This window comes from Delftia sp. PX-1 (assembly GCF_055797465.1).
The window spans coordinates 5,232,979-5,257,437 of the sequence record NZ_CP184763.1 but is presented as its reverse complement, the minus strand read 5'-3'; the positions used below and the strand labels follow the sequence as shown (position 1 = coordinate 5,257,437).

27 protein-coding genes are annotated in these 24,459 nt (G+C 65.3%); 11 read left to right on the top strand and 16 right to left on the bottom strand.

The genetic code is table 11. The features are described 5' to 3' along the window. Positions 1-36: 36 nt before the first annotated feature. A complete protein-coding gene (locus ACN20X_RS24035; RefSeq protein ID WP_016451246.1) occupies positions 37-1,314 on the bottom strand; it encodes an EAL and HDOD domain-containing protein in 1,278 nt (425 codons plus the stop codon). A 188-nt stretch (positions 1,315-1,502) separates the two neighbouring features. Continuing rightward, positions 1,503-2,309: a ferritin-like domain-containing protein gene (locus ACN20X_RS24030; RefSeq protein ID WP_016451247.1), complete on the bottom strand. Its 807-nt coding sequence runs from the start codon at positions 2,307-2,309 to the stop codon at positions 1,503-1,505. Between the two features lie 54 nt (positions 2,310-2,363). On the opposite strand from ACN20X_RS24030, the gene ACN20X_RS24025 reads away from it, so the two are divergent. After that, on the top strand, positions 2,364-2,888 hold the full coding sequence (locus ACN20X_RS24025) for a gamma carbonic anhydrase family protein (protein WP_016451248.1): 525 nt from the start codon (positions 2,364-2,366) through the stop codon (positions 2,886-2,888). A 35-nt stretch (positions 2,889-2,923) separates the two neighbouring features. Beyond that, complete coding sequence (gene hslO, locus ACN20X_RS24020) at positions 2,924-3,916, top strand: Hsp33 family molecular chaperone HslO (RefSeq protein WP_016451249.1); 993 nt, start codon at positions 2,924-2,926, stop codon at positions 3,914-3,916. Between the two features lie 12 nt (positions 3,917-3,928). Here hslO and ACN20X_RS24015 read toward each other — a convergent pair whose 3' ends face one another. From ACN20X_RS24015 to ACN20X_RS23980, 8 genes are all read right to left on the bottom strand, one after another. After that, positions 3,929-4,273 carry a hypothetical protein gene (locus ACN20X_RS24015; RefSeq protein WP_223275207.1) on the bottom strand — a complete coding sequence of 115 codons (345 nt, stop codon included), beginning with the start codon at positions 4,271-4,273 and terminating at the stop codon, positions 3,929-3,931. Positions 4,274-4,509: 236 nt separating this feature from the next. Further along, positions 4,510-5,241 carry a hypothetical protein gene (locus ACN20X_RS24010; RefSeq protein WP_016447645.1) on the bottom strand — a complete coding sequence of 244 codons (732 nt, stop codon included), beginning with the start codon at positions 5,239-5,241 and terminating at the stop codon, positions 4,510-4,512. Positions 5,242-5,443: 202 nt separating this feature from the next. Further along, complete coding sequence (ftsB, locus tag ACN20X_RS24005) at positions 5,444-5,722, bottom strand: cell division protein FtsB (RefSeq protein ID WP_012206908.1); 279 nt, start codon at positions 5,720-5,722, stop codon at positions 5,444-5,446. 64 nt (positions 5,723-5,786) lie between these two features. Then, positions 5,787-7,073, bottom strand: a complete 1,287-nt coding sequence (gene eno, locus ACN20X_RS24000; RefSeq protein ID WP_012206907.1) for a phosphopyruvate hydratase — start codon at positions 7,071-7,073, stop codon at positions 5,787-5,789. Positions 7,074-7,107: 34 nt separating this feature from the next. Then, a complete protein-coding gene (locus ACN20X_RS23995; RefSeq protein WP_133073136.1) occupies positions 7,108-7,833 on the bottom strand; it encodes a hypothetical protein in 726 nt (241 codons plus the stop codon). A gap of 38 nt (positions 7,834-7,871) precedes the next feature. Next, positions 7,872-8,162 carry a DUF1330 domain-containing protein gene (locus ACN20X_RS23990; protein ID WP_016447644.1) on the bottom strand — a complete coding sequence of 97 codons (291 nt, stop codon included), beginning with the start codon at positions 8,160-8,162 and terminating at the stop codon, positions 7,872-7,874. A gap of 3 nt (positions 8,163-8,165) precedes the next feature. After that, a complete protein-coding gene (gene kdsA, locus ACN20X_RS23985) occupies positions 8,166-9,023 on the bottom strand; it encodes a 3-deoxy-8-phosphooctulonate synthase (RefSeq protein ID WP_016451250.1) in 858 nt (285 codons plus the stop codon). Between the two features lie 41 nt (positions 9,024-9,064). Continuing rightward, a complete protein-coding gene (locus ACN20X_RS23980; RefSeq protein ID WP_016447642.1) occupies positions 9,065-10,723 on the bottom strand; it encodes a CTP synthase in 1,659 nt (552 codons plus the stop codon). 102 nt (positions 10,724-10,825) lie between these two features. Between ACN20X_RS23980 and coaBC the strand changes: the two genes are divergently transcribed. From coaBC to ACN20X_RS23960, 4 genes are all read left to right on the top strand, one after another. After that, positions 10,826-12,049, top strand: a complete 1,224-nt coding sequence (gene coaBC, locus ACN20X_RS23975; protein ID WP_160851768.1) for a bifunctional phosphopantothenoylcysteine decarboxylase/phosphopantothenate--cysteine ligase CoaBC — start codon at positions 10,826-10,828, stop codon at positions 12,047-12,049. Positions 12,050-12,066: 17 nt separating this feature from the next. Further along, a complete protein-coding gene (locus ACN20X_RS23970; RefSeq protein WP_203400536.1) occupies positions 12,067-12,588 on the top strand; it encodes a hypothetical protein in 522 nt (173 codons plus the stop codon). Between the two features lie 70 nt (positions 12,589-12,658). Then, entirely contained in the window at positions 12,659-13,108 is a 450-nt protein-coding gene (gene dut, locus ACN20X_RS23965; protein WP_017404378.1) for a dUTP diphosphatase, read from the top strand. A gap of 63 nt (positions 13,109-13,171) precedes the next feature. Beyond that, positions 13,172-13,996, top strand: coding sequence for a hypothetical protein (locus tag ACN20X_RS23960; protein ID WP_203400537.1), 825 nt, complete (start codon positions 13,172-13,174; stop codon positions 13,994-13,996). A 25-nt stretch (positions 13,997-14,021) separates the two neighbouring features. Here ACN20X_RS23960 and ACN20X_RS23955 read toward each other — a convergent pair whose 3' ends face one another. From ACN20X_RS23955 to ACN20X_RS23945, 3 genes are read right to left on the bottom strand one after another with little or no spacing between them, the layout of a single operon-like run. Continuing rightward, on the bottom strand, positions 14,022-15,470 hold the full coding sequence (locus tag ACN20X_RS23955; RefSeq protein WP_473209984.1) for a sensor histidine kinase: 1,449 nt from the start codon (positions 15,468-15,470) through the stop codon (positions 14,022-14,024). Then, positions 15,467-16,138 carry a response regulator transcription factor gene (locus tag ACN20X_RS23950; protein ID WP_209671973.1) on the bottom strand — a complete coding sequence of 224 codons (672 nt, stop codon included), beginning with the start codon at positions 16,136-16,138 and terminating at the stop codon, positions 15,467-15,469. The genes ACN20X_RS23955 and ACN20X_RS23950 overlap by 4 nt, the downstream gene beginning before the upstream one ends. A gap of 6 nt (positions 16,139-16,144) precedes the next feature. Next, on the bottom strand, positions 16,145-16,450 hold the full coding sequence (locus ACN20X_RS23945) for a PepSY domain-containing protein (protein ID WP_012206897.1): 306 nt from the start codon (positions 16,448-16,450) through the stop codon (positions 16,145-16,147). Between the two features lie 256 nt (positions 16,451-16,706). Between ACN20X_RS23945 and ACN20X_RS23940 the strand changes: the two genes are divergently transcribed. After that, complete coding sequence (locus tag ACN20X_RS23940; protein WP_203400539.1) at positions 16,707-17,087, top strand: PepSY domain-containing protein; 381 nt, start codon at positions 16,707-16,709, stop codon at positions 17,085-17,087. Between the two features lie 145 nt (positions 17,088-17,232). Then, entirely contained in the window at positions 17,233-17,808 is a 576-nt protein-coding gene (locus ACN20X_RS23935) for a glycine zipper 2TM domain-containing protein (protein WP_043789866.1), read from the top strand. 67 nt (positions 17,809-17,875) lie between these two features. Here ACN20X_RS23935 and ACN20X_RS23930 read toward each other — a convergent pair whose 3' ends face one another. Then, complete coding sequence (locus ACN20X_RS23930; protein WP_043789867.1) at positions 17,876-18,397, bottom strand: FKBP-type peptidyl-prolyl cis-trans isomerase; 522 nt, start codon at positions 18,395-18,397, stop codon at positions 17,876-17,878. Positions 18,398-18,549: 152 nt separating this feature from the next. Next, positions 18,550-20,001 carry an aldehyde dehydrogenase gene (locus ACN20X_RS23925; protein ID WP_047473835.1) on the bottom strand — a complete coding sequence of 484 codons (1,452 nt, stop codon included), beginning with the start codon at positions 19,999-20,001 and terminating at the stop codon, positions 18,550-18,552. A gap of 260 nt (positions 20,002-20,261) precedes the next feature. Here ACN20X_RS23925 and ACN20X_RS23920 point away from each other — a divergent pair, with 260 nt between their 5' ends. From ACN20X_RS23920 to ACN20X_RS23910, 3 genes are all read left to right on the top strand, one after another. Then, a complete protein-coding gene (locus ACN20X_RS23920) occupies positions 20,262-21,221 on the top strand; it encodes an AraC-like ligand-binding domain-containing protein (protein WP_047326671.1) in 960 nt (319 codons plus the stop codon). A 103-nt stretch (positions 21,222-21,324) separates the two neighbouring features. Beyond that, positions 21,325-22,455 (top strand): cupin domain-containing protein, encoded by a 1,131-nt coding sequence (locus tag ACN20X_RS23915; protein ID WP_016447629.1) that lies wholly within the window; start codon positions 21,325-21,327, stop codon positions 22,453-22,455. A 385-nt stretch (positions 22,456-22,840) separates the two neighbouring features. Beyond that, positions 22,841-23,131, top strand: a complete 291-nt coding sequence (locus ACN20X_RS23910; protein ID WP_082001612.1) for a hypothetical protein — start codon at positions 22,841-22,843, stop codon at positions 23,129-23,131. Between the two features lie 211 nt (positions 23,132-23,342). On the opposite strand, the gene bamC is transcribed toward ACN20X_RS23910, so the two are convergent. Continuing rightward, positions 23,343-24,455, bottom strand: a complete 1,113-nt coding sequence (gene bamC, locus ACN20X_RS23905) for an outer membrane protein assembly factor BamC (RefSeq protein WP_016447628.1) — start codon at positions 24,453-24,455, stop codon at positions 23,343-23,345. Positions 24,456-24,459: the final 4 nt, after the last annotated feature.

Here is a 24,459-nt window from a genome sequence, read left to right as displayed (position 1 = left end):
GAGCGATGGCTTTCGATGGCGTTCTATAGCTTATAGCTATAGCGAGCTGTCTGCCAGTTGGTCGGTCCAGGCCAGGGCCTGCAGATGGGCCCAGTTGATCTGCTGGCTGCTCAGGCGCAGCGCGCCTGCGCTGCGGTGGAAGGCTGCATCGTCGCTGGCTTCGCAGGCCTGGGCCAGGATCAGCAGCTCGCCCAGCACGCCTTCGTGGCGCAGCACGGCGGCGGAGACGGCGTCGGGCACGGGGATCAGGCTCATGGCCACGTCCTGCGGCAGGTCCAGCATGCTGCCCAGCAGCGAGAAGATGCCGACGACAAAGGCCTGGTCGGAGTCTTCCTCGCTCAGCGATTCCTGGGCCAGCAGCTCCATCAGCCGCCCGCGGATCACGGCGGTCTGGCCGATGGCCGGCGGCGGGCCGCCGTTGCGCGATGCGGTCAGCAGCATGGCCGCCCAGCGGAACAGCTTCTTGAGGCCCATGAGCATCACGGCCTGGCGGAACGAGGTGATCTCGCGCTGCACGCCGAAGCCCACGGAATTGATCAGGCGCATCAGGTTGAAGGCCAGGCCCGCATCCTTCTTGAGCACATCCTCGATGGCATCGGTGCTGGCCTGCTGGCGCACCAGATTCAGCAGCTGGACAATGCTTTGCTGCGAGGGCGACAGCAGCTTGGTGCGCACCACCGTGGGCCGCGCGAACCAGAAGCCCTGGAACAGCTGTATGCCCAGGCGGCCCACCTGCTCATGCTGCTGGGCGCTTTCCACCTTCTCGGCGATCAGCTCGGCGCGCGTGTGGCGGCCGGCAAAATTGACCAGCACGGCCAACTGGTCAGGGGCCAGCACGGACAGGTCGAACTTGATGTAGTCGGCCAGGGGCAGCCAGGCTGCATAGGCGGACTCCAGCACCGTGTGATTGAAGGCCAGGTTGAAACCGCGTGCGCGCAGATTGCTGAGGATGGGCAGGCGGGCCTGTACCTCCTGCTGGGCGGCCAGGCCCAGCGGAGGTATCTCCAGCACCACCTTGTCGGGGTTGAGCAGCTCCAGATGCCCGCCGGCCAGGCTTTCATGCGTGCAGTTGACGAACATCAGCTTGGTGCCAACCAGATCTTCTTCGCCCGCATGCGACAGGGCCGTGAACACCAGGGACACATCCGAGGCCGCCGTATGGTCCGGGTAGGCGCGCGAACGGTTGAAAAGCTCATAGCCGATGATCTGCTGCACCCCGTTGACGATGGCCTGGCGCGCAATCATTCCCCGATCCGTGGACGCGGGGCTGGCCACAGGGGCATCGTTGAAGAGATGGACAGGCAATTCGGTCATGGAGTGTTCGGTCGAAGGGACACGGGAAGCAGCAGATCTGATTGTAGGAATGTTCTGAATAAATATGCCGACAGGCAGTGTCTGCTGGGACAAGTCCGATTGCGGAGTCGGACCCATCCTAGTTTGTAAACCATTGTGTGGCTTCACGAGCGGCCTGGGCCTGTCCGCACGGCGCAGGCAGGCTTTCTTCAGACCTGCTGCAACCAGGCCAGTTCAGTATCGGTGAAGCCTGCGGCGCGGCGTGCGCGTTCGTTGAAGGGCGGGCGCAGGCGCGGCGCCTCGTAGCGCAGGGTCAGCGCCTGGTAGTGGGCCTCGGGCTCCAGGCCTTCGCGCTCGCACAGCCAGCGGTACCAATGATTGCCTATGGCCACGTGGCCCACTTCCTCGCGCAGGATGATGTCGAGGATGTCCACCGCCGCCAGCGCATCGGGCGCGCGCGTGTTGCGCAGCTTGTTCTGGATCTGGGGCGTGGCGTCCAGGCCGCGCGCCTCCAGCGTGCGCGGCACCAGGGCCATGCGGGCCACCACGTCATGGGCGGTCTTCTCGCACATGGTCCACAGGCCCTGGTGGGCCGGGAAATCGCCGTAGTCGTGGCCCAGGTGCGCGCGCAGATGCTCGCGCAGCAGGCGAAAGTGCCTGGCCTCCTCGGCGGCCACCTGCAGCCAGTCCAGGTAGTACTGCTGCGGCATGCCGTCAAAGCGCCAGACGGCGTCCAGCGCCAGATTGATGGCGTTGAACTCGATGTGGGCTATGGCGTGGATCAGCACGGCCCGGCCTTCCGGCGTCGCCGGCGAACGCCTTGCAACGGCGGTGTGGTGGCGCAGCTCGGGCCGCAGCGGGCGGCCCGGCAGGTCCGGCGCGGGATCCGGCAGGGCCGGTGCCTGCGGTGCTATTGAATAAAGCGCCTGCCGCGCATACATGTCCAACGCGGCGGCGGCCTTTTCTTCGGGGTCCGTGAGGCACAAGACCTCAAGGGCGCGGTGACGTAACTCCATCCCTACAATTCTAGGTTTCCTGCCATCACCAATAATTGACGGAGACAAAGACCCATGGCGATCTATGAACTGGATGGAGTGGCCCCTGAAGTGGCGGCGTCGGCCTGGGTGGCCGACAGCGCCGAAGTGATGGGCAATGTGCAGCTGGCCGAAGACGCCAGCATCTGGTTCGGCGCCGTGCTGCGCGGCGACTGCGAGAGCATCACCATCGGTGAGGGCAGCAACATCCAGGACGCGAGCGTGCTGCATGCCGACCTGGGCAAGCCGCTGGTCGTGGGGCGCCACGTGACCGTGGGCCACCAGGTCATGCTGCATGGCTGCACCATTGGCGACGAGTCGCTGATAGGCATCGGTGCCGTGGTGCTCAACGGCGCGAAGATCGGCCGCAACTGCCTGGTCGGCGCAGGCGCCCTCATCACCGAAGGCAAGGAATTTCCCGATGGCTCGATGATCATCGGCAGCCCGGCCAAGGCCGTGCGCCAATTGACGCCCGAGCAGATCGAGGGCTTGCGCCGCAGCGCCCAACACTATGTCGACAATGCGCGACGGTTCAAGACCGGGCTGCGCAAGCTGGGCTGAGCGAGGCCCGGCACTTTTTTACGGAATCCATCAGCGTGTCTGAACTGCATAAATTCATCTTCGAAGGCCTGCCCGTGCGCGGCTCCATCGTTCGCCTCACCGATGCCTGGCAGGAAATCCTGCAGCGCCGCGCGGGCAACGGCGAGACCGGCGCCTACCCCGTTGCCGTGAGCGAACTGCTGGGAGAAATGGCGGCTGCGGGCGTGCTCATGCAGTCCAATATCAAGTTCAACGGCGCCCTGGTCTTCCAGGTCATGGGCGATGGCCCGGTCAAGCTGGCTGTGGCCGAGGTGCAGTCCGATTTCGGCCTGCGCGCCACCGCCACCCTGATCGGCGACCCTCCCGAAGGCGCCACGCTGGAACAACTGCTCAATGTGCACGGCGGCGGCCGCTGCGCCATCACGCTGGACCCCAAGGGGCGCCAGCCGGGCCAGCAGCCCTACCAGGGCGTGGTGCCGCTGCAGGATGCGCAGGGCCGGCGCTTCACCAAGGTGTCCGATGCGCTGCAGCACTACATGCTGCAGTCGGAACAGCTGGACACCGTGCTGGTGCTGGCGGCCGACGACCAGGTGGCCGCCGGCCTGCTGATCCAGCGCATGCCGGTCAAGGGTGAGGCCAACCTGGCCGCTGCCACCGAAAGCGAGCAGTCGGGCCAGGATGCCATCGGGCTGAACGAGGACTACAACCGTATCGCCACGCTGGCCTCCAGCCTCACGCGCGACGAGCTGCTCACGCTGGATGTGGAGACCATACTGCGCCGCCTGTTCTGGGAAGAGAAGCTGATGCGCTTCGTGCCCCAGCAGGACGAGGAGCATCCGCGCTTTGCGTGCACCTGCAGCCGTGACCGTGTGGCGTCCATGCTGGTGTCGCTGGGCTCCGAAGAGGTGGAGAGCATCCTGGAGGAGCGCGGCAGCATCGAGGTGGGCTGCGACTTCTGCGGCAAGCAGTACGAATTCGATCCCATCGACGCAGCCCAGCTGTTCACCGAGGCCGGCAAGCAGCCGCCGACCTCGAAGAACGTGCAGTAAATACGCTCGGAGTCAGTCCCGCCCGCTGCGCAGCGCGTCGAACAATCGCCGCTCGCAGTCCGGGTCGCTGCATTGCTCGCAGCCGTAGGGGCGAAGGCGGGCGCCGCGTTGCGCGGGGCTTGCGGGTAGCCAGGACCAGTCCATTTGCGGAGCCTTGAGCCTGAGCGACTCGGCCAGCTGTTGCCATTGCCGGGTCGTGCTGCCATGCAGCACGACGTAGTCGCGCGCTTCGGAGCGAAGACGGTTGCGCCAGTGCTGTTCCTGAGCGGAAAATTCTTCATGGGCATTGCGCCAGTCCGTGGCGAGCAGGTAGATTGCGAAGTCCGAGGGCAGCGATGCGGCTGGTGCGGCAACCACACAGCACCAATCCGCGTTGCCTTGGTGCTTGAGCCAAGAGTGGTTCAGTGCGTTAGCCATAGATCGTGCCAACGCTGGTGGGCCCAGCAGGAGCATGCTGGGGAATGCGGTCGCGCAATGCATGGCGCGTGATGGTAGAGGCCTCATAGTATTCATGGGGACGCTGACTATCTCTGCTTTTATAAGAAAGGCACCTCTTGAAGGTGCCTTTCTATCAGTGGGTTAGGCTCGAAAAATCAGTAATCTTTTCCATCAAGAGTCAGTTTGACGGTTTTTTCATAAATAGATTTCTCATCAATGCTGCTTCGCAGAACCGGCAAGCTTCTGTATATAAATTCACGAGAGCTTCTGTTGCCGGTTACGATGTCGAATTTGCATGCATTGACTTTTCGGTCACCGATCATCACGGTTTCATCACCAAGATAGGTCTGGGTATAAGTTTCATCTACGGGATGTTTTTCAGTGTACTGATCGCTGGTTTGTTCTCCGCGTATGCGATAGCTCAGAGATTCTCCCTGCTTCAGCATGGCCCTTCGGTTGATGACAGGCTCGGAATATACAGTACTGTACTTTGCGGGGAAGTCGCCAAGTATCTCCGTGATGGAGCCGTAGGTCCAATACACGAAAGGTGCCTCCGGAGTCAGATAGACAAGAGTTCTTCTGAGTTGAATTGATGGTTCTTCTGCAATACTGATTGTTGCAGTGTATTCTATGAGATTTTTATGGCCGCCGAAGTTGGTATTTCTTGTAGTGGTTTCCACTGTGCGCAAAAGAGGATATTTAAGGTTGCCCTCCAAATATTCTTGCTGTATCTTTTTTCCCAGCTGATATCTGGTGTCATCAAAGCAATGAGCAGCGGTTAGAGGTAAGGGCTCGTTGCTATCGTTGCCCCCGCCACCACAAGCGGTGAGAAAAAATGATGCCAGAAGCGTGCAAAGAGCTGCGGCTGTGTTTGTTTTGAATTGCATTTGGATACTCCCTCCTTATTGAAGCAAAGGATTCTATCCGCGATGCATGCACTCTGGAAAGTACGGTCCGATTTATGAGGCCTGAAACAAACGCCTATCTCATGTAGTGAACCGGTCCCAGAACGCAGGGCGAGGAGCCGGCCAAACTGAGCGTGTAAAAAGGCCGGCATGAAGCCGGCCTTGATGCAGGAAAGCCCGACGCTCAGCGCCGCACGATCTGCACAAAGATCTCGTTGGGCTTGACCATGCCCAGCTCGCTGCGGGCCTTTTCCTCGACCATGGCCAGGCCGTCCTTGAGGTCGTTGACCTCGGAGGCCAGGCGGTCGTTCTCGGCTTTTTCCAGCGCGTTGGCCACGTTCTGGTCGTGGATCTGCTGCTGCAGTTCCTTCACATAGGCCACGCTGCCGTGGCCCAGCCACAGCTGCGCGTGCACGGCAGCCAGCAGGGCGAGCAGGACAAGGGGGACGACGCGGTTGACCATGGCAGCAGATGTTGCGGAAAGGAAAAAGGCTTGCAGGCCGGATGGCTTGCAAGCCTAACGCTTTTCAGCGCAGGTTGTAGAAAGCCTCGCGGCCGGGGTAGTGGGCGATGTCACCCAGGTCTTCCTCGATGCGCAGCAGCTGGTTGTACTTGGCGATGCGGTCCGAACGGCTCAGCGAGCCGGTCTTGATCTGGCCTGCGTTGGTGCCCACGGAGATGTCGGCAATCGTCGAATCCTCGGTTTCACCCGAGCGGTGCGAGATCACGGCCGTGTAGCCTGCGCGCTTGGCCATTTCGATGGCGGCGAAGGTTTCGGTCAGCGTGCCGATCTGGTTGATCTTGATCAGGATGGAGTTGGCGATCTTCTTGTCGATGCCTTCCTTCAGGATCTTGGTGTTGGTGACGAACAGGTCGTCGCCCACCAGCTGGACCTTGGCGGCCAGGCGGTCGGTCAGGATCTTCCAGCCATCCCAGTCGCCTTCGGCCATGCCGTCCTCGATGGAGATGATGGGGTACTTGTCGCACCAGCCGGCCAGCATGTCGGTCCACTGGGTGGCGGTCAGCGTCAGGTTGCCTTCACCGGCCAGCACGTACATGCCGTCCTTGTAGAACTCGCTGGCGGCGCAGTCCAGGCCCAGGGCGATCTGTTCGCCGGCCTTGTAGCCTGCGTTCTCGATGGCCTGCAGGATCAGCTGGATGGCGGCTTCGTGGTTTTCCACGGAAGGCGCAAAACCGCCTTCGTCGCCCACGGCCGTGCTCATGCCCTTGTCGTGGATGATCTTCTTGAGCGCGTGGAAGACTTCGGCGCCCCAGCGCACGGCTTCGCGGAACGAAGGCGCGCCCACGGGGATGATCATGAATTCCTGCAGGTCCAGGCTGTTGTTGGCGTGCGCGCCGCCGTTGATGACGTTCATCATCGGCACGGGCAGCTGCATGCCGCCCATGCCGCCCAGGTAGCGGTACAGCGGCAGGCCGGCCTCTTCGGCAGCGGCGCGGGCCACGGCCATGGAGACGGCCAGCATGGCGTTGGCGCCCAGGCGGCCCTTGTTGTCCGTGCCGTCCAGGTCGATCAGGGTCTTGTCCAGGAAGGCCTGCTCGGAGGCGTCCAGGCCCAGCACGGCTTCGGAGATCTCGGTGTTGATGTGCTCGACGGCCTTGAGCACGCCCTTGCCCAGGTAGCGGCTCTTGTCGCCGTCACGCAGCTCGATGGCTTCGCGCGAGCCGGTGGACGCGCCCGAAGGCACGGCCGCGCGGCCCATCACGCCCGATTCCAGCAGCACGTCGCACTCGACGGTGGGGTTGCCGCGGCTATCCAGCACTTCGCGGCCTACGATGTCAACGATTGCACTCAATTTTTACCTCTTGTCAGAGAGTTGGAGAATACGATTAATAAGGCTGACCGTTCCGGGTCAGTTCTTCAGTTGTCAAGATGGTCTTGCCAGTGCCATCATCCATCTTGATGAGTATTCCTTTATAGATCCATTCGCGGTGTGTGCTGTAATTGAATCTGCAGGCAGTGACCGATCTGGATCCAATGGCTACTGCATTTTTTCCTTCAAAAACCACCTCTATTTCAGTGCTGATGTCCTTGCTCACCGGGATGGGGCTACTGATGGAGGATGTTGTGCTATTGCCGGCTATGGAATATTTCAGAGATTCGCCTTGCTTTAGCTTGAATTTTTTATCTGTCCACGCGGGGGTGTAGATTACTTTTTCAAATGATTTTAATTGCGCTGCGGTAAATTCTGATTCTTTTCCATGAGTTGTAAGCTCCTTTTCTGTTATTGGGCTTAGGTAGCTTGTCTGGAGTGAGCTACCAAATCCCATTGGCAGATATTCGGTAGGACTTCTCATCTCCTCATATGCAAGAAGATCCGATTTTCCATTGAATGTGGCATTGGTGCTTGCAATGCTGATCGAGAGAGATCTTCCTGGTGGGCTTGACCTCGTATCCTCGTATTTTTGCTGGATCGCGCTCCCAGGGGAATACGTTGCGATGTCAAAACAGCTTTCCGCAGATACTGTCTCGTGAGGACCATCGCTGCCGCCGCCGCAAGCGGCCAGGATGAAGGCAATGCTCGTCGATGAAATAATTTTTGTGGCTTTTTTCAATGTGTCCTCCTCCGGAAGTGATGGATTGATTGATCTGGTCAGACACCCTCGACGCAGACCATGCGCATGATGGCCGCGCCTTCGCGGGCTTCGCGGGCACGCAGGTACTCGGGCGTGTCGTAGAAAGCCTTGGCGGCTTCGAAGCTGGGGAACTTGAGGATCACGGTGCGGCCGGGATTCCAGTCGCCTTCGAGCACTTCGACCTTGCCGCCGCGCACGCAGACTTCGGCGCCATGCGCGCGCATGGCCTCGGTGCTCCACTTGCGGTACTCCTCGTACTGCTCGGGCTTGGTGACGGTGACGGACGCAATGATGTAGCCGCTGGCCATGGGTCAGACTCCAAAATCGTTTTCGAGGAAGCCGTTCTTCTTGGTCACGTCGTCGAGCGCGACCAGGGTTTCGAGCAGGGCCTTCATGTGCTTGAGTGGCACGGCGTTGGGGCCGTCGCTGAGGGCGCAGGGAGGATTGGGATGGGTTTCCATGAACAGGCCCGCCACGCCCACCGCCACGGCCGCACGCGAGAGCACGGGCACCATCTCGCGCATGCCGCCGCTGCTGGTGCCGTTGCCGCCGGGCAGCTGCACGCTGTGCGTGGCATCGAAGACAACGGGCGCACCGGTCTCGCGCATGATGGACAGGCTGCGCATGTCCGAGACCAGGTTGTTGTAGCCGAAGCTGGCGCCGCGCTCGCAGGCCATGAAGCTGTCCTCGGACAGGCCGGCCTCCTTGGCGGCAGCGCGGGCCTTGTCGATGACATTCTTCATGTCATGCGGGGCCAGGAACTGGCCCTTCTTGATGTTCACCGGCCGGCCCGACTGGGCCACGGCACGGATGAAGTCGGTCTGGCGGCACAGGAAGGCCGGCGTCTGCAGTACGTCCACGACCTGGGACACGGCCGGTATCTCGGCCTCGGTGTGGACGTCGGTCAGGATGGGGACCTGCAGGTCCTTCTTCACCTTGGCGAGGATCTCCAGGCCCTTGTCCATGCCCGGGCCGCGAAAGCTGGCGCCCGAGCTGCGGTTGGCCTTGTCGTAGCTGCTCTTGAAGATGAAGTGGATGCCCAGGGCCGCCGTGATTTCCTTGAGCTGCCCCGCCACGTCCATCTGCAGCTGTTCGGACTCGACGACGCAGGGGCCTGCAATGAGAAAGAAGCGCCGGTCGAGGCCGACGTCGAAGCCGCAGAGTTTCATGGTGGGGATTCCTTGGGAAATGGTGGGCGGCGTTGCGGGGCTCAGGACTTGCGCGGTGCCTTCTGGCGCTCGATCGCAGCCTTCACGAAGGCATTGAACAGCGGGTGGCCGCTCCACGGCGTGGACTTGAACTCGGGGTGGAACTGCACGCCGATGTACCAGGGGTGAACTTCCTTGGGAAGTTCGACGATCTCGGTCAGCTGCTCACGCTGGGTCAGCGCCGAGATCACCAGGCCCGCTTCGCGCAGCTGGTCCAGATACTGGACGTTGGCTTCGTAGCGATGGCGGTGGCGCTCGGTGACCACGTCACCGTAGATGCTGTGGGCCAGCGTGCCGGCCTGCACGTCGGAGGACTGCGCGCCCAGGCGCATGGTGCCGCCCAGGTCGGAGTTCTCGTCGCGGGTCTTGACCGTGCCGTCGGCATCCTTCCACTCGGTGATCAGGGCGATCACGGGGTTGGCGGACTTGGGGTCGAACTCGGTGGAGTTGGCGCCTTCGAGGCCGGCCACATGGCGGGCGTATTCGATGGTGGCCACCTGCATGCCCAGGCAGATGCCCAGGTAGGGCACCTTGTTTTCGCGGGCGTAGCGGGCCGTGGAGATCTTGCCTTCCACGCCGCGAGAGCCGAAGCCGCCGGGCACGAGGATGGCGTCGTACTGCGAGAGCTTGTCGCGCGCATTGGCGTCGCTGATGGTCTCGGAGTCCACATGGGTGATCTTCACGGCCACATGGCTTTGCATGCCGGCGTGCTTGAGCGCCTCGTTGACGGACTTGTAGGCGTCCGACAGCTCGACGTACTTGCCGACCATGGCGATCTTGACCTCGCCCTGCGGGTGCTCGGTCTCGTGGACCAGGTCATCCCAGCGCTTGAGGTTGGTGGGCGGCGTGTTCAGGCGCAGCTTGTCGCAGATCAGGCCGTCCAGGCCCTGCTCGTGCAGCATGCGGGGTACCTTGTAGATGGTGTCCACGTCCCACATGGAGATCACGCCCCATTCGGGAACGTTGGTGAACAGCGAGATCTTTTCCTTTTCCTCGTCCGGCACGCGGTGCTGGGCGCGGCACAGCAGGGCGTCGGGCTGGATGCCGATCTCGCGCAGCTTCTGCACGGTGTGCTGCGTAGGCTTGGTCTTGAGCTCGCCGGCCGTGGCGATCCAGGGCAGGTAGGTCAGGTGCACGAAGGCCGTGTTGTTGGGGCCCTGCTTGAGGGCCAGCTGGCGCACGGCTTCGAGGAAGGGCAGGGACTCGATGTCGCCCACCGTGCCGCCGACTTCGCAGATGGCCACGTCCACGGCATCCGGCGTGCCGATGCCGGCGCCGCGCTTGATGTACTCCTGGATTTCATTGGTCACGTGAGGGATCACCTGCACGGTCTTGCCCAGGTAGTCGCCGCGGCGCTCCTTCTCCAGAACGCTCTGGTAGATGCGGCCGGTGGTGAAGTTGTTGGACTGCTTCATGCGCGTTTCGATGAAACGCTCGTAGTGGCCCAGGTCCAGATCGGTCTCTGCGCCATCGTCGGTCACGAACACTTCACCGTGCTGGAAGGGCGACATGGTGCCCGGGTCCACGTTGATGTACGGGTCCAGCTTGATGAGAGTGACTTTGAGGCCGCGCGATTCGAGGATCGCAGCAAGGGAGGCTGAGGCGATTCCCTTGCCCAGGGAAGACACCACACCGCCTGTGACGAAGACAAATTTGGTCATGTCTTTTATTGGTGGTGGTAAAGCAGGATTATAGATGCGCCGCCGAATTCGCCGCGCCGCGCGGGGCTGCTCGGACGTTGCGGCTCTGCTAAATTGCGCGCCATGACTGAAGTGTTCGCTGGTAAACATCTGGTGCTCGGCCTCTCCGGAGGCGTGGCTTGTTACAAATCTGCCCAGCTGGTGCGCCTGCTGGTACAGGCCGGGGCCACCGTGCAGGTGGTGATGACCGAGGCGGCCGAGCAGTTCATCACGCCGGTGACCATGCAGGCGCTGTCGGGCCGCCCTGTCTACGGATCGCAGTGGGACGCGCGCGAGCCCAACAACATGCCCCACATCAACCTCAGCCGCGAGGCCGACGCGATGCTGATCGCGCCCTGCAGCGCCGACTTCATCGCGCGCCTGGTGCAGGGCCGCTCCGACGAGTTGCTGAGCCTGATGTGCCTGGCGCGCCCCATGGACCGCGTGCCCCTGCTGTTGGCGCCGGCCATGAACCGCGAGATGTGGGCACACCCGGCCACGCAGCGCAACCTGGCGCAGGTGGCCGCCGACGGCGCGCTGGTGCTGGGCGTGGGAACGGGCGACCAGGCCTGTGGCGAGGTGGGCGACGGCCGCATGCTGGAGCCCGAGGAAATCATGGAGGAGCTGGCTGCCTTCTTCACGCCCAAGCTGCTGCAGGGCCGCCAGGTGCTGGTCACGGCGGGCCCGACCTTTGAGGCCATCGACCCCGTGCGCGGCATTACCAACCATTCCAGCGGAAAGATGGGCTTTGCCATTGCGCGCGCCGCACGCGAGGCGGGCGCCCAGGTGACCCTGGTGGCCGGGCCCGTGCACCTGCGCACGCCGCGTGGCGTGCAGCGCATCGACGTGCAGTCGGCGCAGCAGATGTTCGATGCCGTGCAGCAGCAACTGCCCCAGGCTGGCGTGTTCATCGCCACGGCGGCCGTGGCCGACTGGCGCCCGGCCACGGCGTCAGACCAGAAGATCAAGAAGGACGGCTCGGGCCAGACCCCCACGCTGACCTTCGTCGAGAACCCCGACATCCTGGCGGCCGCCGCGCAGTCCGAGCCCGCACGCAGCGGCCGGCTGTACTGCGTGGGCTTCGCCGCCGAGAGCCATGACCTGCTGCAGCACGCCAGCGCCAAGCGCCTGCGCAAGCAGGTGCCGCTGCTGGTGGGCAATATCGGTCCCGCAACCTTTGGGCGGGATGACAATGCCCTGCTGCTGATCGACGAGTCCGGCACCCAGGAGTTGCCGCACGCCGCCAAGTCCCTGCTGGCGCGCCAGCTGGTGGCCGAGATCGCCCGGCGCCTGCCGCCCGTCCGTTGACACCACCGAAGGCCCGCATGTCACAGAACACCTACGAAGGCCCCCGCCACGGCGACTATGTGCGCTATGTGGATGAGCTGCTGCGCGCCAGCCCCCTGTACCGCTCTGCGGCCCATGGCTGGATGGCGCAGGGACGCAGCGATTTCACCGACGCGGTGGCCACTCCGGGCGCGCAGTCCCAGTCCGTGGTCGAGCGCGTGCGCGAGCAGGTGCAGGCTGCGGCCGAGAAGGCGCGCATTGCTGCGCAGCAGGCGTCGGTGCCTGCCCTGCCGGGGCGCCCGCCGTCTGCAGGCGACAGGAATGGTGGCAGGGCCGATCGCGGCCGGCAGGCGGCGCGGGCACAGCAAGCCCAGGCCTCCTCCGCCGCCAAGGCTGTCAAGAAGACGGTCTTCAAGATAGGTCCGGGCCAGTTGCTGGGTATCGTGATCGGCCTGATCCTGGCCGTGGTGATTCCGGGCGTCGGCCCCTTCATCTTGCTGCTCACCATCATCAATGCCATCGTCAAAGGCTTTCGCAGCGGGCTCAAGTCGTCCGGGTGACGGCGCGGGGCACAATGCGCGCTTTGCTTTTCAAGAGAGCCTGCCGTGAGGCGCTCCCCAGATTGTTTCCATGAACGTTGATATCAAAATCCTTGACGCGCGCCTGCGCGAGAACATGCCCGCCTACGCCACGCCGGGAAGCGCGGGCCTGGACCTGCGCGCCTGCATCGATGCGCCGCTGACGCTGGAGCCCGGCCAATGGCAACTGGTGCCCACGGGCATGGCCATGTACCTCAAGGACCCCGGCTACGCCGCCATGATCCTGCCGCGCTCGGGCATGGGCCACAAGCACGGCATCGTGCTGGGCAACCTGGTCGGCCTGATCGACAGCGACTACCAGGGCCAGCTCATGGTCAGCGCCTGGAACCGCTCGGCCACGGCCTTCACGCTGCAGCCCATGGACCGCCTGGCCCAGCTGATCATCGTGCCCGTGGTGCAGCCCAGCTTCAATGTGGTCGAGGAGTTCGAGTCGGCTTCCGAGCGCGGTGCGGGCGGCTACGGCTCCACCGGCAAGCAATAAGGCTTTCCGCCAGACATCGCCCGCAGCTGCGCTGCCAGGGCATCGCTTCAGGGAGGAGTCCGCATGGCCAGGCCATCCCGGCGCACGCGCCATCGCCCATCCGCGTCGTGGACGCGCGTGGTGCTCACGCAGGAAGACCGCATGCGCCGCCGCCTGCAGCAGCGCCACTGGCTGCGACTGCATGCGGCGTTGACGGGCGGCCTCAGCCTGGCCGGCATGTCGCTGTTGAGCCTGGCCTTGCTGCATGCGGGCGTGCACAGCATGGCGCTGCGCTACGGCGTGGCCCTGGTCTGCGGCTATCTGCTGTATCTGCTGCTGGTACGCCTGTGGGCCGAGTGCATGCTGCGCCGCGACTGGGATGGGCCGGATGTGCCCGATGCCGCGCCAGGCGGCAGCGGTTCTTCACCGGCCCGCACGCCCGAGGCTGGCGGATTCGAGAGCGGGCAGGGCGGCTCTTATGGCGGCGGTGGCTCCAGCGGCAGCTGGGACGACGGCGGTGCCATGTCCGAAGCCGCTTCCTCGGCGTCGCAAGGCTTTGACGTGCCCGGCATCGATGGGCTGGACGAAGGCGCTGTCGTCTTGGTGCCGGTGCTGCTGGTGTTTGCGGCGCTGCTGGTCGCGGTCACGGGCGCCGGGTCGCTGCTGTGGCTGGTCTTTGGGGCCGACCTGTTCCTGGCCGTGGCGGTGGAGGTGGCCTTTGCGCTGCTGATGGCGCGCACGCTCTACGTGGTGGAGCGCGAAGGCTGGCTGCTGGCCGCGCTGCGCCTGAGCTGGAAGCCGGTGCTGGGCGCGCTGGTGGGCGCCGTGGCGCTGGGCGCTGCGGCCGACTGGCTGTTTCCCCAGGCAGACACCCTGGTGCAGGTGCTGCGAGCGCTGAGAGGGGGGTGAGCCGCTGTCCTGCGGCCTCCCGCGCTCATGCCTCTCGTCGCGCTCCGGGCAGGTGCAGCTGCATGCGCAGGCCGCCCAGCGGCGAGCGGCTGGCTGCAATGCTGCCGCCATAGGTCTGCACCAGGTCACGCACGATATCCAGGCCCAGCCCTGCGCCGGGCCTGCGCTCGTCCAGGCGCTCGCCGCGCTCGAAGATGCGGCCAAGGTCGGCGTCTTCGATGCCGGGGCCGTCATCGTCCACCGTCAGCAGCAAGGGGCCGCCGGCCTGATCTGGCTCCAGGCCCTGGACTTCCAGGCTCACGGCCTGGGCTGCCCATTTGCCGGCGTTGTCCAGCAGGTTGCCCAGGATTTCCATCAGGTCCTGGCCGTCGCCCAGAAAGTCCCAAGGCTGCGCATCCCCCTTCAGCGTGAAGCGGATGCCGCGGCCGGCGTGCAGCCGCTCCATGGTGCGCACCAGCGAGGCCAGCGGCGGCTCCAGCGGCGTGCGCAGGCCTGTGGCCTGGCGGGCCGCAGCGCGGGCGCGTGCCAGATGGTGGTCCACCTGGCGGCTGGCGCTGGCGACCTGCTCGCGGACCAACTCGGCCAGCGTCCCGCCTTCCTGCGCGGCGGCATTGCCGAGGATGGACAGCGGCGTGTTCACCGCATGGGCCAGATTGCCGGCCTGCGTGCGCGCGCGCTGGACCATGTCGGCGTTCACATCCAGCACATGATTGAACTCCTGCACCAGGGGGCGCAGTTCCTGCGGAAACCGGCCTTCAAGGCGCGGCGTGGCGCCCTTGCGCACGTCGGCCAGGCCTGTGCGCAGCAACTGCAGCGGCCGCAGCGCCAGGCGCAGCTGCAGCACCACGGCCAGCGCCAGCCCGGCCGCCAGCGTGCCCAGTGCGGCGATCAGCATGGTGGTGAAGCGCTGCATGGGCTCGGCCAGCAGGGCGCTGTCGGCCGCAACGATCAGGCGCAACGGCGGCGCGTCGGCTTCGGGCAATTGCAGGGGGCGTGCCACGGCCACGAGCGGGTGGCCCTGACCATCGGGCAGCATGCCCGTACTCAACGCCGTGTCTTCCCGGTGTTCGCCGGGATTGCCGGCATCGGCACGGAACTGGCGCCAGTCCAGTGTCTGGTCCCACAGCGAACGAGAGCGCAGCAAGCCGGCCTTCTCGGGCGGACCCGCCCCATCGCTCACCTGGTCGATCTGCCAGTACAAGCCCGACAGCGGCTGCGCCAGGCGCGGATCGCCCACGGCCAGTCCTACCTCAATGCGCCCGCCGGGCAGGCTGTTGACGGCTGCGCTGAGCTGGTCGAGCTGCAGCACCAGCTGCGCCTGCAACTGCTGCGCGATGTGATCGCGGAACAGTCCGCGCAGTCCCCAGCCGGCCAGCAGCACGGCCGCCAGCACCCAGGCCAGCGTGCCGGCCAGCAGGCGCAGGCGCAGCGAATCGCCAAGCCGGGATACCTGTCCTTCCTGTGGTGCGTTCATGCAGCGGGCGCGCCTTCCACCAGCCGGTAGCCCATTCCGCGCACGGTTTCTATGCTGCCGGCCGGCAGTTTCTTGCGCAGGCGGCCGACGAAGACCTCGATGGTGTTGGAGTCGCGGTCGCTGTCCTGCGGGTAGATGTGTTCGGACAGCTCGGTGCGCGATATCACCTGGCCCACGCGCTGCATCAGCAGGGCCAGCACTTTGAATTCATGGCTGGTCAGCGTGAGCGGCTGGCCGGCGACGCTCACGCGGGCATGGCGCGAGTCCAGCACGATGGGGCCGCATTGCCACTGGGCGCTGGCGTGCGGGCTGAGCCGGCGCAGCAGGGCGCGCAGGCGGGCCATCAGCTCTTCCATGTGGAAGGGCTTGGCCAGATAGTCGTCGGCGCCGGCATCCATGCCGGCCACCTTCTCATGCCAGGCGCCGCGCGCCGTGAGGATCATCACCGGCATGACCCGCCCTTGTTCGCGCCAGGCGCGCAACACCGTCAGGCCATCGCGCACGGGCAGGCCCAGGTCCAGCACGGCGGCATCGAACTCCTCGACCTCGCCAAGGTACTGGGCCGTTGCGCCGTCGGCCGCCGTCTCCACCGTATGCCCGGCCTGCTGCAGCGCCTGCACGAGCTGGCTGCTCAGCGTGGGCTCGTCTTCCACCACGAGGATTCGCATCTGCGTCTAGTCCTTGCGCTTGAAACTCAGCACCTTGCCATCGCGTGCATCGATCTTGAGCTTGGCCACGCGGCCGCCCGATTGCAGCAGCCGGATCTCGTAGATGAAGCGGCCGTCGTCATGCTCGAACTCGACCTTGATGACCTGGCCCTGGTAGTCGCGCTCGACCTGGTCGAGCACGGTGCGCAGCGGCAGCACGCGGCCTTGCTGCAGGGCCTGGCGCGCGAGTTCATGGTCGCTGTCGCCGGCATCCGAGGGCGTGGTCCAGGAGGCCAGGGCCGCCGCCATCAGCAGCAGTGCGGCCAGCAGTATCCAGGACCTGCGAGGAATGGAGAAGGATGGAGTGGGCATGGAAAACTTTATAGCCCAGCGTGGATGAACCTCGGATGAACGGCTGCTTCAGCTTGCGTTCATGGCCTGCATCGAACAATGGCTGCACGCCGTCGCAATCCACCGGAAACGAAGGCGCAGCAGCCGGCAGATGCGGCCTTTTCGAATGCATCGCCAGCCCAATCGCCGGCCCAATCGCCGGCCCAGTCGCCGACCTTCACATGCCAAGGAGAACCTCATGCCTTCCATCCGACAACTGATTTCCCGCGCTGCACGCCATGGCCTGACGGGCCTGGGCATTGTTCTGATCGCCACTGCCGGGCTGGTCGCCCAGGTGCAGGCCCAGGCCGCCGCCACGGGCGGTCCTTCGGTGACCGTGCAGGCTGGCGAAGCCGTGGCCACCACGGTGGCCTCCGTGCGCGGCGCCTTCCAGGGGCCGGGGCTGAGCATCCGCGAAATCTTCGAGCGCATGGAAGGCCTGGGCTACCGCGACCTGCGCGAGATCGAGTGGGAGGACGGCCTCTACCAGGTCAAGGGCCAGACCGGCGATGGCCGCCCTGTGAAGCTCTACGTCGATGGCAACAACGGCAACGTGCTCAGCATTCGCGCACGCAATTGAGGCCGGGCCGGCGGGCTGATTTTTGTCAGCAAGTGTTCAGTCCGGTCGGCGCACATGCAGCCTGGGGCGTTGCAGTGGTATGCAGCCGCAGGCAAGGTCGGCGGCTGCCCTTGATCGATCCACGGACAGTACACAGGAGATTTCCATGCCCCCTTCCATTCATCGCTTGGGCGCCATCGGCACCAGCTGCATTGCAGCGCTGATGCTCAGCGCCTGCGCGGGCTATCCACAGCAGGGCGGATATCCGGGTGGCGGCTACCCTGCAGGTGGCTATCCCGCTGGCGGATATCCCGCCGGGGGCTACCCCAGCGGGGGCTATCCCGCCAGCGGCCAGCCCGGCACGGCCTACCCGGGCGGCGGTGGCTATGTGCAGCAGGGGCGCGTGACCAATGTGCAACTGGTTCAGATCCAGCAGCCCAGCGGCATCGGTGGCTCGGGCATAGGTGCAGGGGCTGTGGTGGGTGGCGTGGTCGGCGGCGTGCTGGGCCGCCAGGTGGGCAAGGGCAGCGGGCGCGACATCGCCACCATTGCGGGCGTGGTGGGCGGTGCCATGGCGGGCAATGCCATCGAGAAGAACACCGGCCCTGGCGACCTGCGCGATGTCTACCGTGTCACCGTGCAGTTGAACGACGGCAGCACGCGCGTGTTCGACTACCAGAGCAATCCGCAGCTGCGCGTAGGCGAGAGCGTGCGCGTGGACAACAACCAGCTTCTGCGCTGAGTACCAGGCTCGCTCCATGCAAAAGGGCTCCCCGAAGGGAGCCCTTTGCCATTTCAGCGCGGCAATTTCAGTGCAGCGTGTCGTTGCCCGGTGCCATGGGCTGGATGCGGAAGAAGCCGGTGCCGGCCGAGCCGCGGCCGATTTCCTCCTCGGTGGCTTCGCGCACGCCTTCGACCTTCAGGTGCAGGCGCAGCGCGATGCCGGCCAGCGGATGGTTGCCGTCCAGCACCACATGCTCGGGATAGATTTCGGTCACCGTGTAGAGCAGGTCGGGCGGCACGGCGCTGCAGCCCTTGGGCAGGGCGCTGGCCTCGAAGCTCATGCCTTCTTCCAGCTCGGCCGGGAACAGGGCGCGCGGCTCCAGGAAGATCAGGCTTTCGTTGTAGTCGCCGAAGGCTTCCTCGGGCTCCAGGTGCAGGTCCAGGACCTTGCCCTGGCCGTGGCCCTGCAGGGCCTCCTCGATGCGCTTGAGCAGATCGTCGCCGCCGACCAGGAACTCCACGGGCTCATCGAGCACGTCCAGTTCCTCGCCCAGGGTGTCCTTGAGGGTCCAGGTCAGAGCGACCACGCATTGTTCTGTGATTTCCATGGTGTGCAGCTTGTGCGGCCCATGCCGCAGTGGGGAAAAAGAAAGACCGCCGCGCGCGCCCGTGTTTGACGAAGGCGTGCCGGCGGCCGCGTTGGCGCGATTTTCCCACGGCGGCCCGGCCGCTGCGCAGGCCGGGCGGCGAGTCCTGCCGATCAGAACGGGTAGTGGCGGGGCGCGGTCTGCATGGTGATCCAGCGCGTCTCGGTGAAGGCGTCGATGCCTGCCTGGCCGCCGAAGTGGCCGTAGCCCGAGTTCTTCACGCCGCCAAAGGGCATCTGTGCCTCGTCATGCACGGTGGGGCCGTTGACGTGGCAGATGCCGGCCTCGATGCGCGCAGCCACGCGCCAGCCGCGTGCGGTGTCGCGGGTGTAGACGGACGAGGACAGGCCGAATTCGTTGTCATTGGCCATGGCGATGGCCTGCTCCTCGCCGCGCACGCGCACGATGGCCTTGACAGGGGCGAAGGTTTCCTCGCGGAAGATGTCCATCTCGGGCGTGACGCCGTCGATCAGCGTGGCGGCCATCAGCGTGTTGGTGGCCTTACCGCCGCACAGCAGCTTTGCGCCCTTGGCCAGCGCGTCGTCGATCAGGCGGTTGGCGCGCTCCACGGTGGCCATGTCCACCACCGAGCCCAGCACCACGGGACCCTTGCGCGGATCGCCCAGCGGCAGCGAGGTGGCACGGGCCACCAGCTTGTCCAGGAAATCGCCGGCCACGGCCTCGTCCACGATGATGCGTTCGGTGGACATGCAGATCTGGCCCGAGTTGGCGAAGGCACCGAAGGTGCAGCCGGCCACGGCGGCGTCGATGTCGGCATCGTCCAGCACCACGAAGGGCGCCTTGCCGCCGAGCTCCAGGATGGCGGGCTTGAGGTACTTGGCGCAGGTCTGGCCGATGATGCGGCCCACGCGCGTGGAGCCTGTGAAGTTCACGCGGCGCACGGCCGGGTGGGCCACCATGGCCTCGACCACGGCGCCGGCATCTTCGGGCGCATTGGTCACGAAGTTGACCACGCCGGGCGGCAGGCCGCCTTCCTGCAGGGCCTCGATGATCAGGCCGTGCGTGGCAGGGCACAGCTCCGAGCCCTTGAGCACCACGGTGTTGCCGCAGGCCAGCGGCGTGGCGATGGCGCGCACGGCCAGGATGACGGGCGCATTCCAGGGCGCAATGCCCAGCACCACGCCAGCGGGCTGGCGCACGGCCATGGCCAGGCTGCCGGGCACGTCAGAGGGAATGATCTGGCCGTTGATCTGGGTGGTCAGCGATGCGGCCTCCAGGAACATGTTGGCGGCCAGGTGCACGTTGAAGCCGGCCCAGATGCCAGAGGCGCCCGTCTCGGCGGCCATGGCGGCGGCAAAGGCCTCGGTCTTGGCCTCCAGCGCCTGCGATGCCTTCATCAGCATCTGGCGGCGTTCGGTCGGGCCCAGCGCGGCCCAGGCGGGGAAGGCCTGTTGCGCGGCTTCGACGGCGCGCACGGCATCCTGCGGCGTCGCGGCCGGGGCGCGCGTGGCCACCGATCCGTCCAGCGGATTGCGGCGCTCGAAGGTGGCGCCGTTGCCGGCCTGGACGGCCTGGCCTGCGATGAGCATGGTTTGTTCGATCATGACTGTCTCCTTGGTATGCGGTTGTGGCCTGGGCGTTGGCGCAGCCGGGCGTGCCGGTCATCGTAGAAGCAGGCGATGGCGCAGGCAGCCCGCTGGGCGCACAAAGCGCATGACGGATCGTGCACGGGCTCCGGGGTTTACCCTTGTCCTGGCTGTCCGCGGGGAAAGCCATGGGGCGCGACGGGCCTGCACTTTCCCATAATCACGTCCATGGCCGCACACAGATCCTTCACCCGTGCGGCGAGCAGGAGAGACCGCACATGACCGATGCCATGGTGTTGAGCACCGACGGACTGCCGCCCGGCGAGACGGCGTCGGCCTGGCATGCCTGGATGTCGAGCCTGTTTGCGGGCCTGGATACCGATCTCTATGGCGAACGCCTGTTCGAGGGCCATGTGCGCGTGGCCAATGCCGGCGATGTGGTCCTGACCCGGCTGGAGGCGGGCCGCCATCGCGTCATGCGCAGCATGCAGGGCCTGCGCGCCCATGAGTCCCCCTATCTGAAGATCGTCGCGCCCTGGGAGGGCGTGGCCAGCGTGCGCCAGCACAACCGCGAGGCCAGCGTGCGCAAGGGCAGCTGGGTGATCTATGACACGGCGCAGGAGTACGAGGTGGCCAATCCCGAATGGTCGGAGCACCTCATCGTGATGCTGCCGCGCCAGGCCATCGTGGAACGGGGCATCCGGCTGGAAGGGCTGATGGGGCGCAATGTGGGCGGCAGCTCGGGCATCGCCCGCATCGCGCTGGAGACCATGCGCAGCACCTACCAGGAGCTGCCCGGCATGGCACCGCACCTGGCGCGCCGCGCGGGCGAGCTGCTGGTGGACATGGTCCATCTTTCGCTGCAGGAGCTGGCCGGGCAGGGCACGGCAGGCACCCAGCAACTGGCGCTGCAGGACCGCATACGCGCCCATGTGGTGGCCCATCTGCGCGATCCGGGCCTGTCGGTGGAGTCCGTGGCCGCCGCGCTCAACTGCAGCAAGCGCCATTTGCACAACGCCTTTGCGGACAGCCAGACCAGCCTGGGCGCCTTCATACAGCACAGCCGGCTGGAGCTGTGCATGCGCGAGCTGCTGCTGCCCGAGCACGCGCAGCGCACCATCACCGAAGTCGCCATGGACTGCGGCTTTGGCAGCAGCGCGCATTTCAGCCGGGCCTTCAAGGCCTATACGGGCCTGGCGCCCTCGGATTTCAGGGCCATGCGCAAGGCTGCGGGCTGAGCGTCGTCCGGCCATTTCGGGCCGGCTTGCGCTGGCGCCAGGACAGGGCAATGGCCGCATAGGACAATGCCGCCCTGTCTTTCTGCTCATTTCGGACCATTCCATGGACACCAACACCCCGCTTGCCCTGCTGGGCGGGCTTACCGCTTCCCAATTCATGCGCCGCCACTGGCACAAGAAGCCCTTGCTGGTGCGCCAGGCAATCCCCGGCTTCAAGCCCCTGATTCCGCGCGCCAGGCTGCTGGCCATGGCAGGCGAGGACGGGGTGGAATCGCGCCTGATCCAGCAGCACGACGGCGGCAGCTGGAAGCTCAGCCACGGCCCGCTGTCGCGCCGCAGCCTGCCTTCGCTGCAAAAGCCCGGCTGGACCGTGCTTGTGCAGGGCGTGGACCTGCACGACGACGGCGTGCACCAGTTGATGCAGCAGTTCCGCTTCGTGCCCGAGGCGCGGCTGGACGACCTGATGATCAGCTTTGCCACCGACCAGGGCGGCGTCGGCCCGCATTTCGACAGCTACGACGTCTTCCTGCTGCAGGCCCATGGCCGCCGGCGCTGGCGCATCGGCCGCCAGAAGGACCTGTCGCTGCAGCCCGATGTGCCGCTGAAGGTGCTCTCGCATTTCGAGCCGGAAGAGGAGTTCGTGCTCGAGCCCGGCGACATGCTCTACCTGCCCCCGAAGTGGGCCCATGACGGCATCGCCGAAGGCGAGTGCATGACGTACTCCATCGGCTTTCGCTCGCCCGCGCGCGACGAGCTGGCCCGCGAGCTGCTGCTGCGCATGTCCGACGAGCCCGATGAGCCCGAAGTGCCGGTCGTCTACCGCGATCCCGACCAGCCGGCCGTCGAAGCCCCGGGCGAGATTCCCGCCAGCCTGCACGATTTCGCCCGCAAGTCGCTGGAACGCGCGCTGGCCGAGCCGCTGGCGCTGGAGCGCGCTCTGGGCGAGTACATGACCGAGCCCAAGGCCAATGTGTGGTTCGAGCATGGCGAGGAAAACGGCATGTTCGAGAGCGTGGTCCTGGACCGCCGCACCCGCATGATGTATGACGCCAGGCACATCTTCATCAACGGAGAAAGCTATCTGGCCGGTGGCCGCGATGCCACGCTGATGCGCAAGCTGGCCGACACGCGCGCGCTGTCGCGCACCGATCTGGCCAAGGCCAGCGACGATGCGCTGGAGCTGCTGTCCTCGTGGTTTGACGCAGGCTGGGTGCGTGGCGGCAAGCTGTCCTGAACCGGGTAGACGCTGCGCCACAGGCATGCTAAGTTCGGGCATTCACTGTTGACAGCGTGCTGCTGAACAAGGGCGGACTTCGTTAGATTTGTAAAGAATTGTCTTGAGTCCGTCAGTAAATTGACAGCCACCTGCTTTTGTTACACAGTGCATGTCAAGGCAGTCAATCCACTGCCCCATCCGGACTTTGCAAGAGGATTTGTGCGGAATTGTTCTGAGGCTGTCAGTTTCGGTCAGCTTCGGGAAAACCTCCCTATAATCTGACGCGAGTCGAATGAATGTTTTGACGCGGCTTGGCCGTAGCGCTCCGGTTGCCTGCATCCGGTGTCGCAACGGCGGGGCCCTCCTGTTTACTGTCTTCTTACCTACTCTCTAGGAAACTGTGATGAAGAACTCTCTGATCCTGGCTACCGTGATCGCTGCTGCAGCTCTGGCCGCTTGCGGCAAGAAGGAAGAGGCTCCGGCCCCCGCTCCCGCTCCTGCTGTTGAAGCTCCCGCACCGGCAGCTCCCGCTCCCGCAGAAGCCGCTCCTGCTGCTCCCGCCGCCGACGCAGCTGCTCCCGCAGCGCCCGCCGCTGACGCAGCTGCACCTACAGCGGTTGCTCCTGAAGGCGCTGCTGCAGACGCCGCCAAGGCGGCTGCCGACGCTGCCGCCAAGGAAGCCACCAAGCAGTAATCCGGCCTTCGCCGATGGCACAGGCTTAGGCTTGTGCTGCGAAAAAACCGCATCCTTCGGGCTGCGGTTTTTTTCGTCCACCGGGGCCCGGTCATGCAAATCCATGGTTTATGCACGACGGCCCGGATGCAAAAAAGCCACCGGCAAGTGAATGCGCGGTGGCTGCAGGCGAGGGCGGCGGCTGCCGCCTCAATCCCGACGTGAGGATCGCCTACTTCATGTCGTCGGTGATGACGCGCACGATGCGCTGGGCATTGGCCGAGGTCTCTGGCTGGCCCTGGGTGTTGAGCACGGTGACGGTGGACTTGTCGCCCTCGCTGCGCACCTGGATCTGGTACTTGACCGGCGCGGCCGCGTCGGGCGAGCGGCTGAACAGCTTGCTGAAGAATCCCTTGGGCTCGACCTTGGCATCGGGCGCCACATAGCGCACGAAGTAGATGCCGCGGCTGCGGTCGCGGTCTTCCACGGTGAAGCCCGTGCGGTCCAGGGCCACGCCGACACGGCGCCATGCGCGGTCAAAGCCTTCGTCGATCTGCAGCACGGGCTGTCCGTTGGCGGATTCCATGCGCACGCTGCCGGTGGCGGCTGCCGTGGTGGTGTTGGCCTTGGCCACGGCGTCGGCCTGCTCCTGGCTCACGCCGAGCTTGACCATCAGGCGGCGCAGGAATTCGGTTTCCAGTTCCGGATCGGAGGGGCGCGGCTGCCAGATGGTCTGGTCCTTCTGGGCGCTGGTGTACACCTCCTGCATGCCGCGGTGCGTGATGTAGACCTCGGTGGAGCCGTCGGCCGAGCGCTCCAGGCGGGTGCGGAACCTGTCGCGCTCGCTGGTGGAGTACAGGCCGTCGAAGACCTTGCCCAGCGTCTTGCGGATCACGTCCTGCGGGATCTTGGCGCGGTTCTCGGCCCAATCGGTTTCGATGATGCCGAGCTGGCGGTCTTCGGTGGTGAAGATGAAGCCGTTTTCCAGCCAGAAGTCGCGCACGGGCTCCCACAGCTGGTCGGCCGGACGCTTGATCACCAGCCAGCGCTGCTCGCCATTGCGCTCGATGCGCACATCGCCCAGGGCGGCGGTGGCCGTTCGGCCCTCTGCCGGCTTTTGCGCCTTGGAGTTGGCTTCCATGGCGGCGGCGGAGACCACGCCGCCGGGCACGGCGTAGCGGGAGTCCGTGGACAGCTGTGTCAGGTCTGGCGGGACTTCCAGGGTGGGCGCCTGCTGCTTGCCGGCGCTCTTGTAGTCGATCTTGCTCTCTTGGAACGTGGTCGTGCAGGCTGTCAGGCCGATGGCCAGGCTCAGCAGGCTCAGACGTGCAATGGGCTGTTTCACGCGA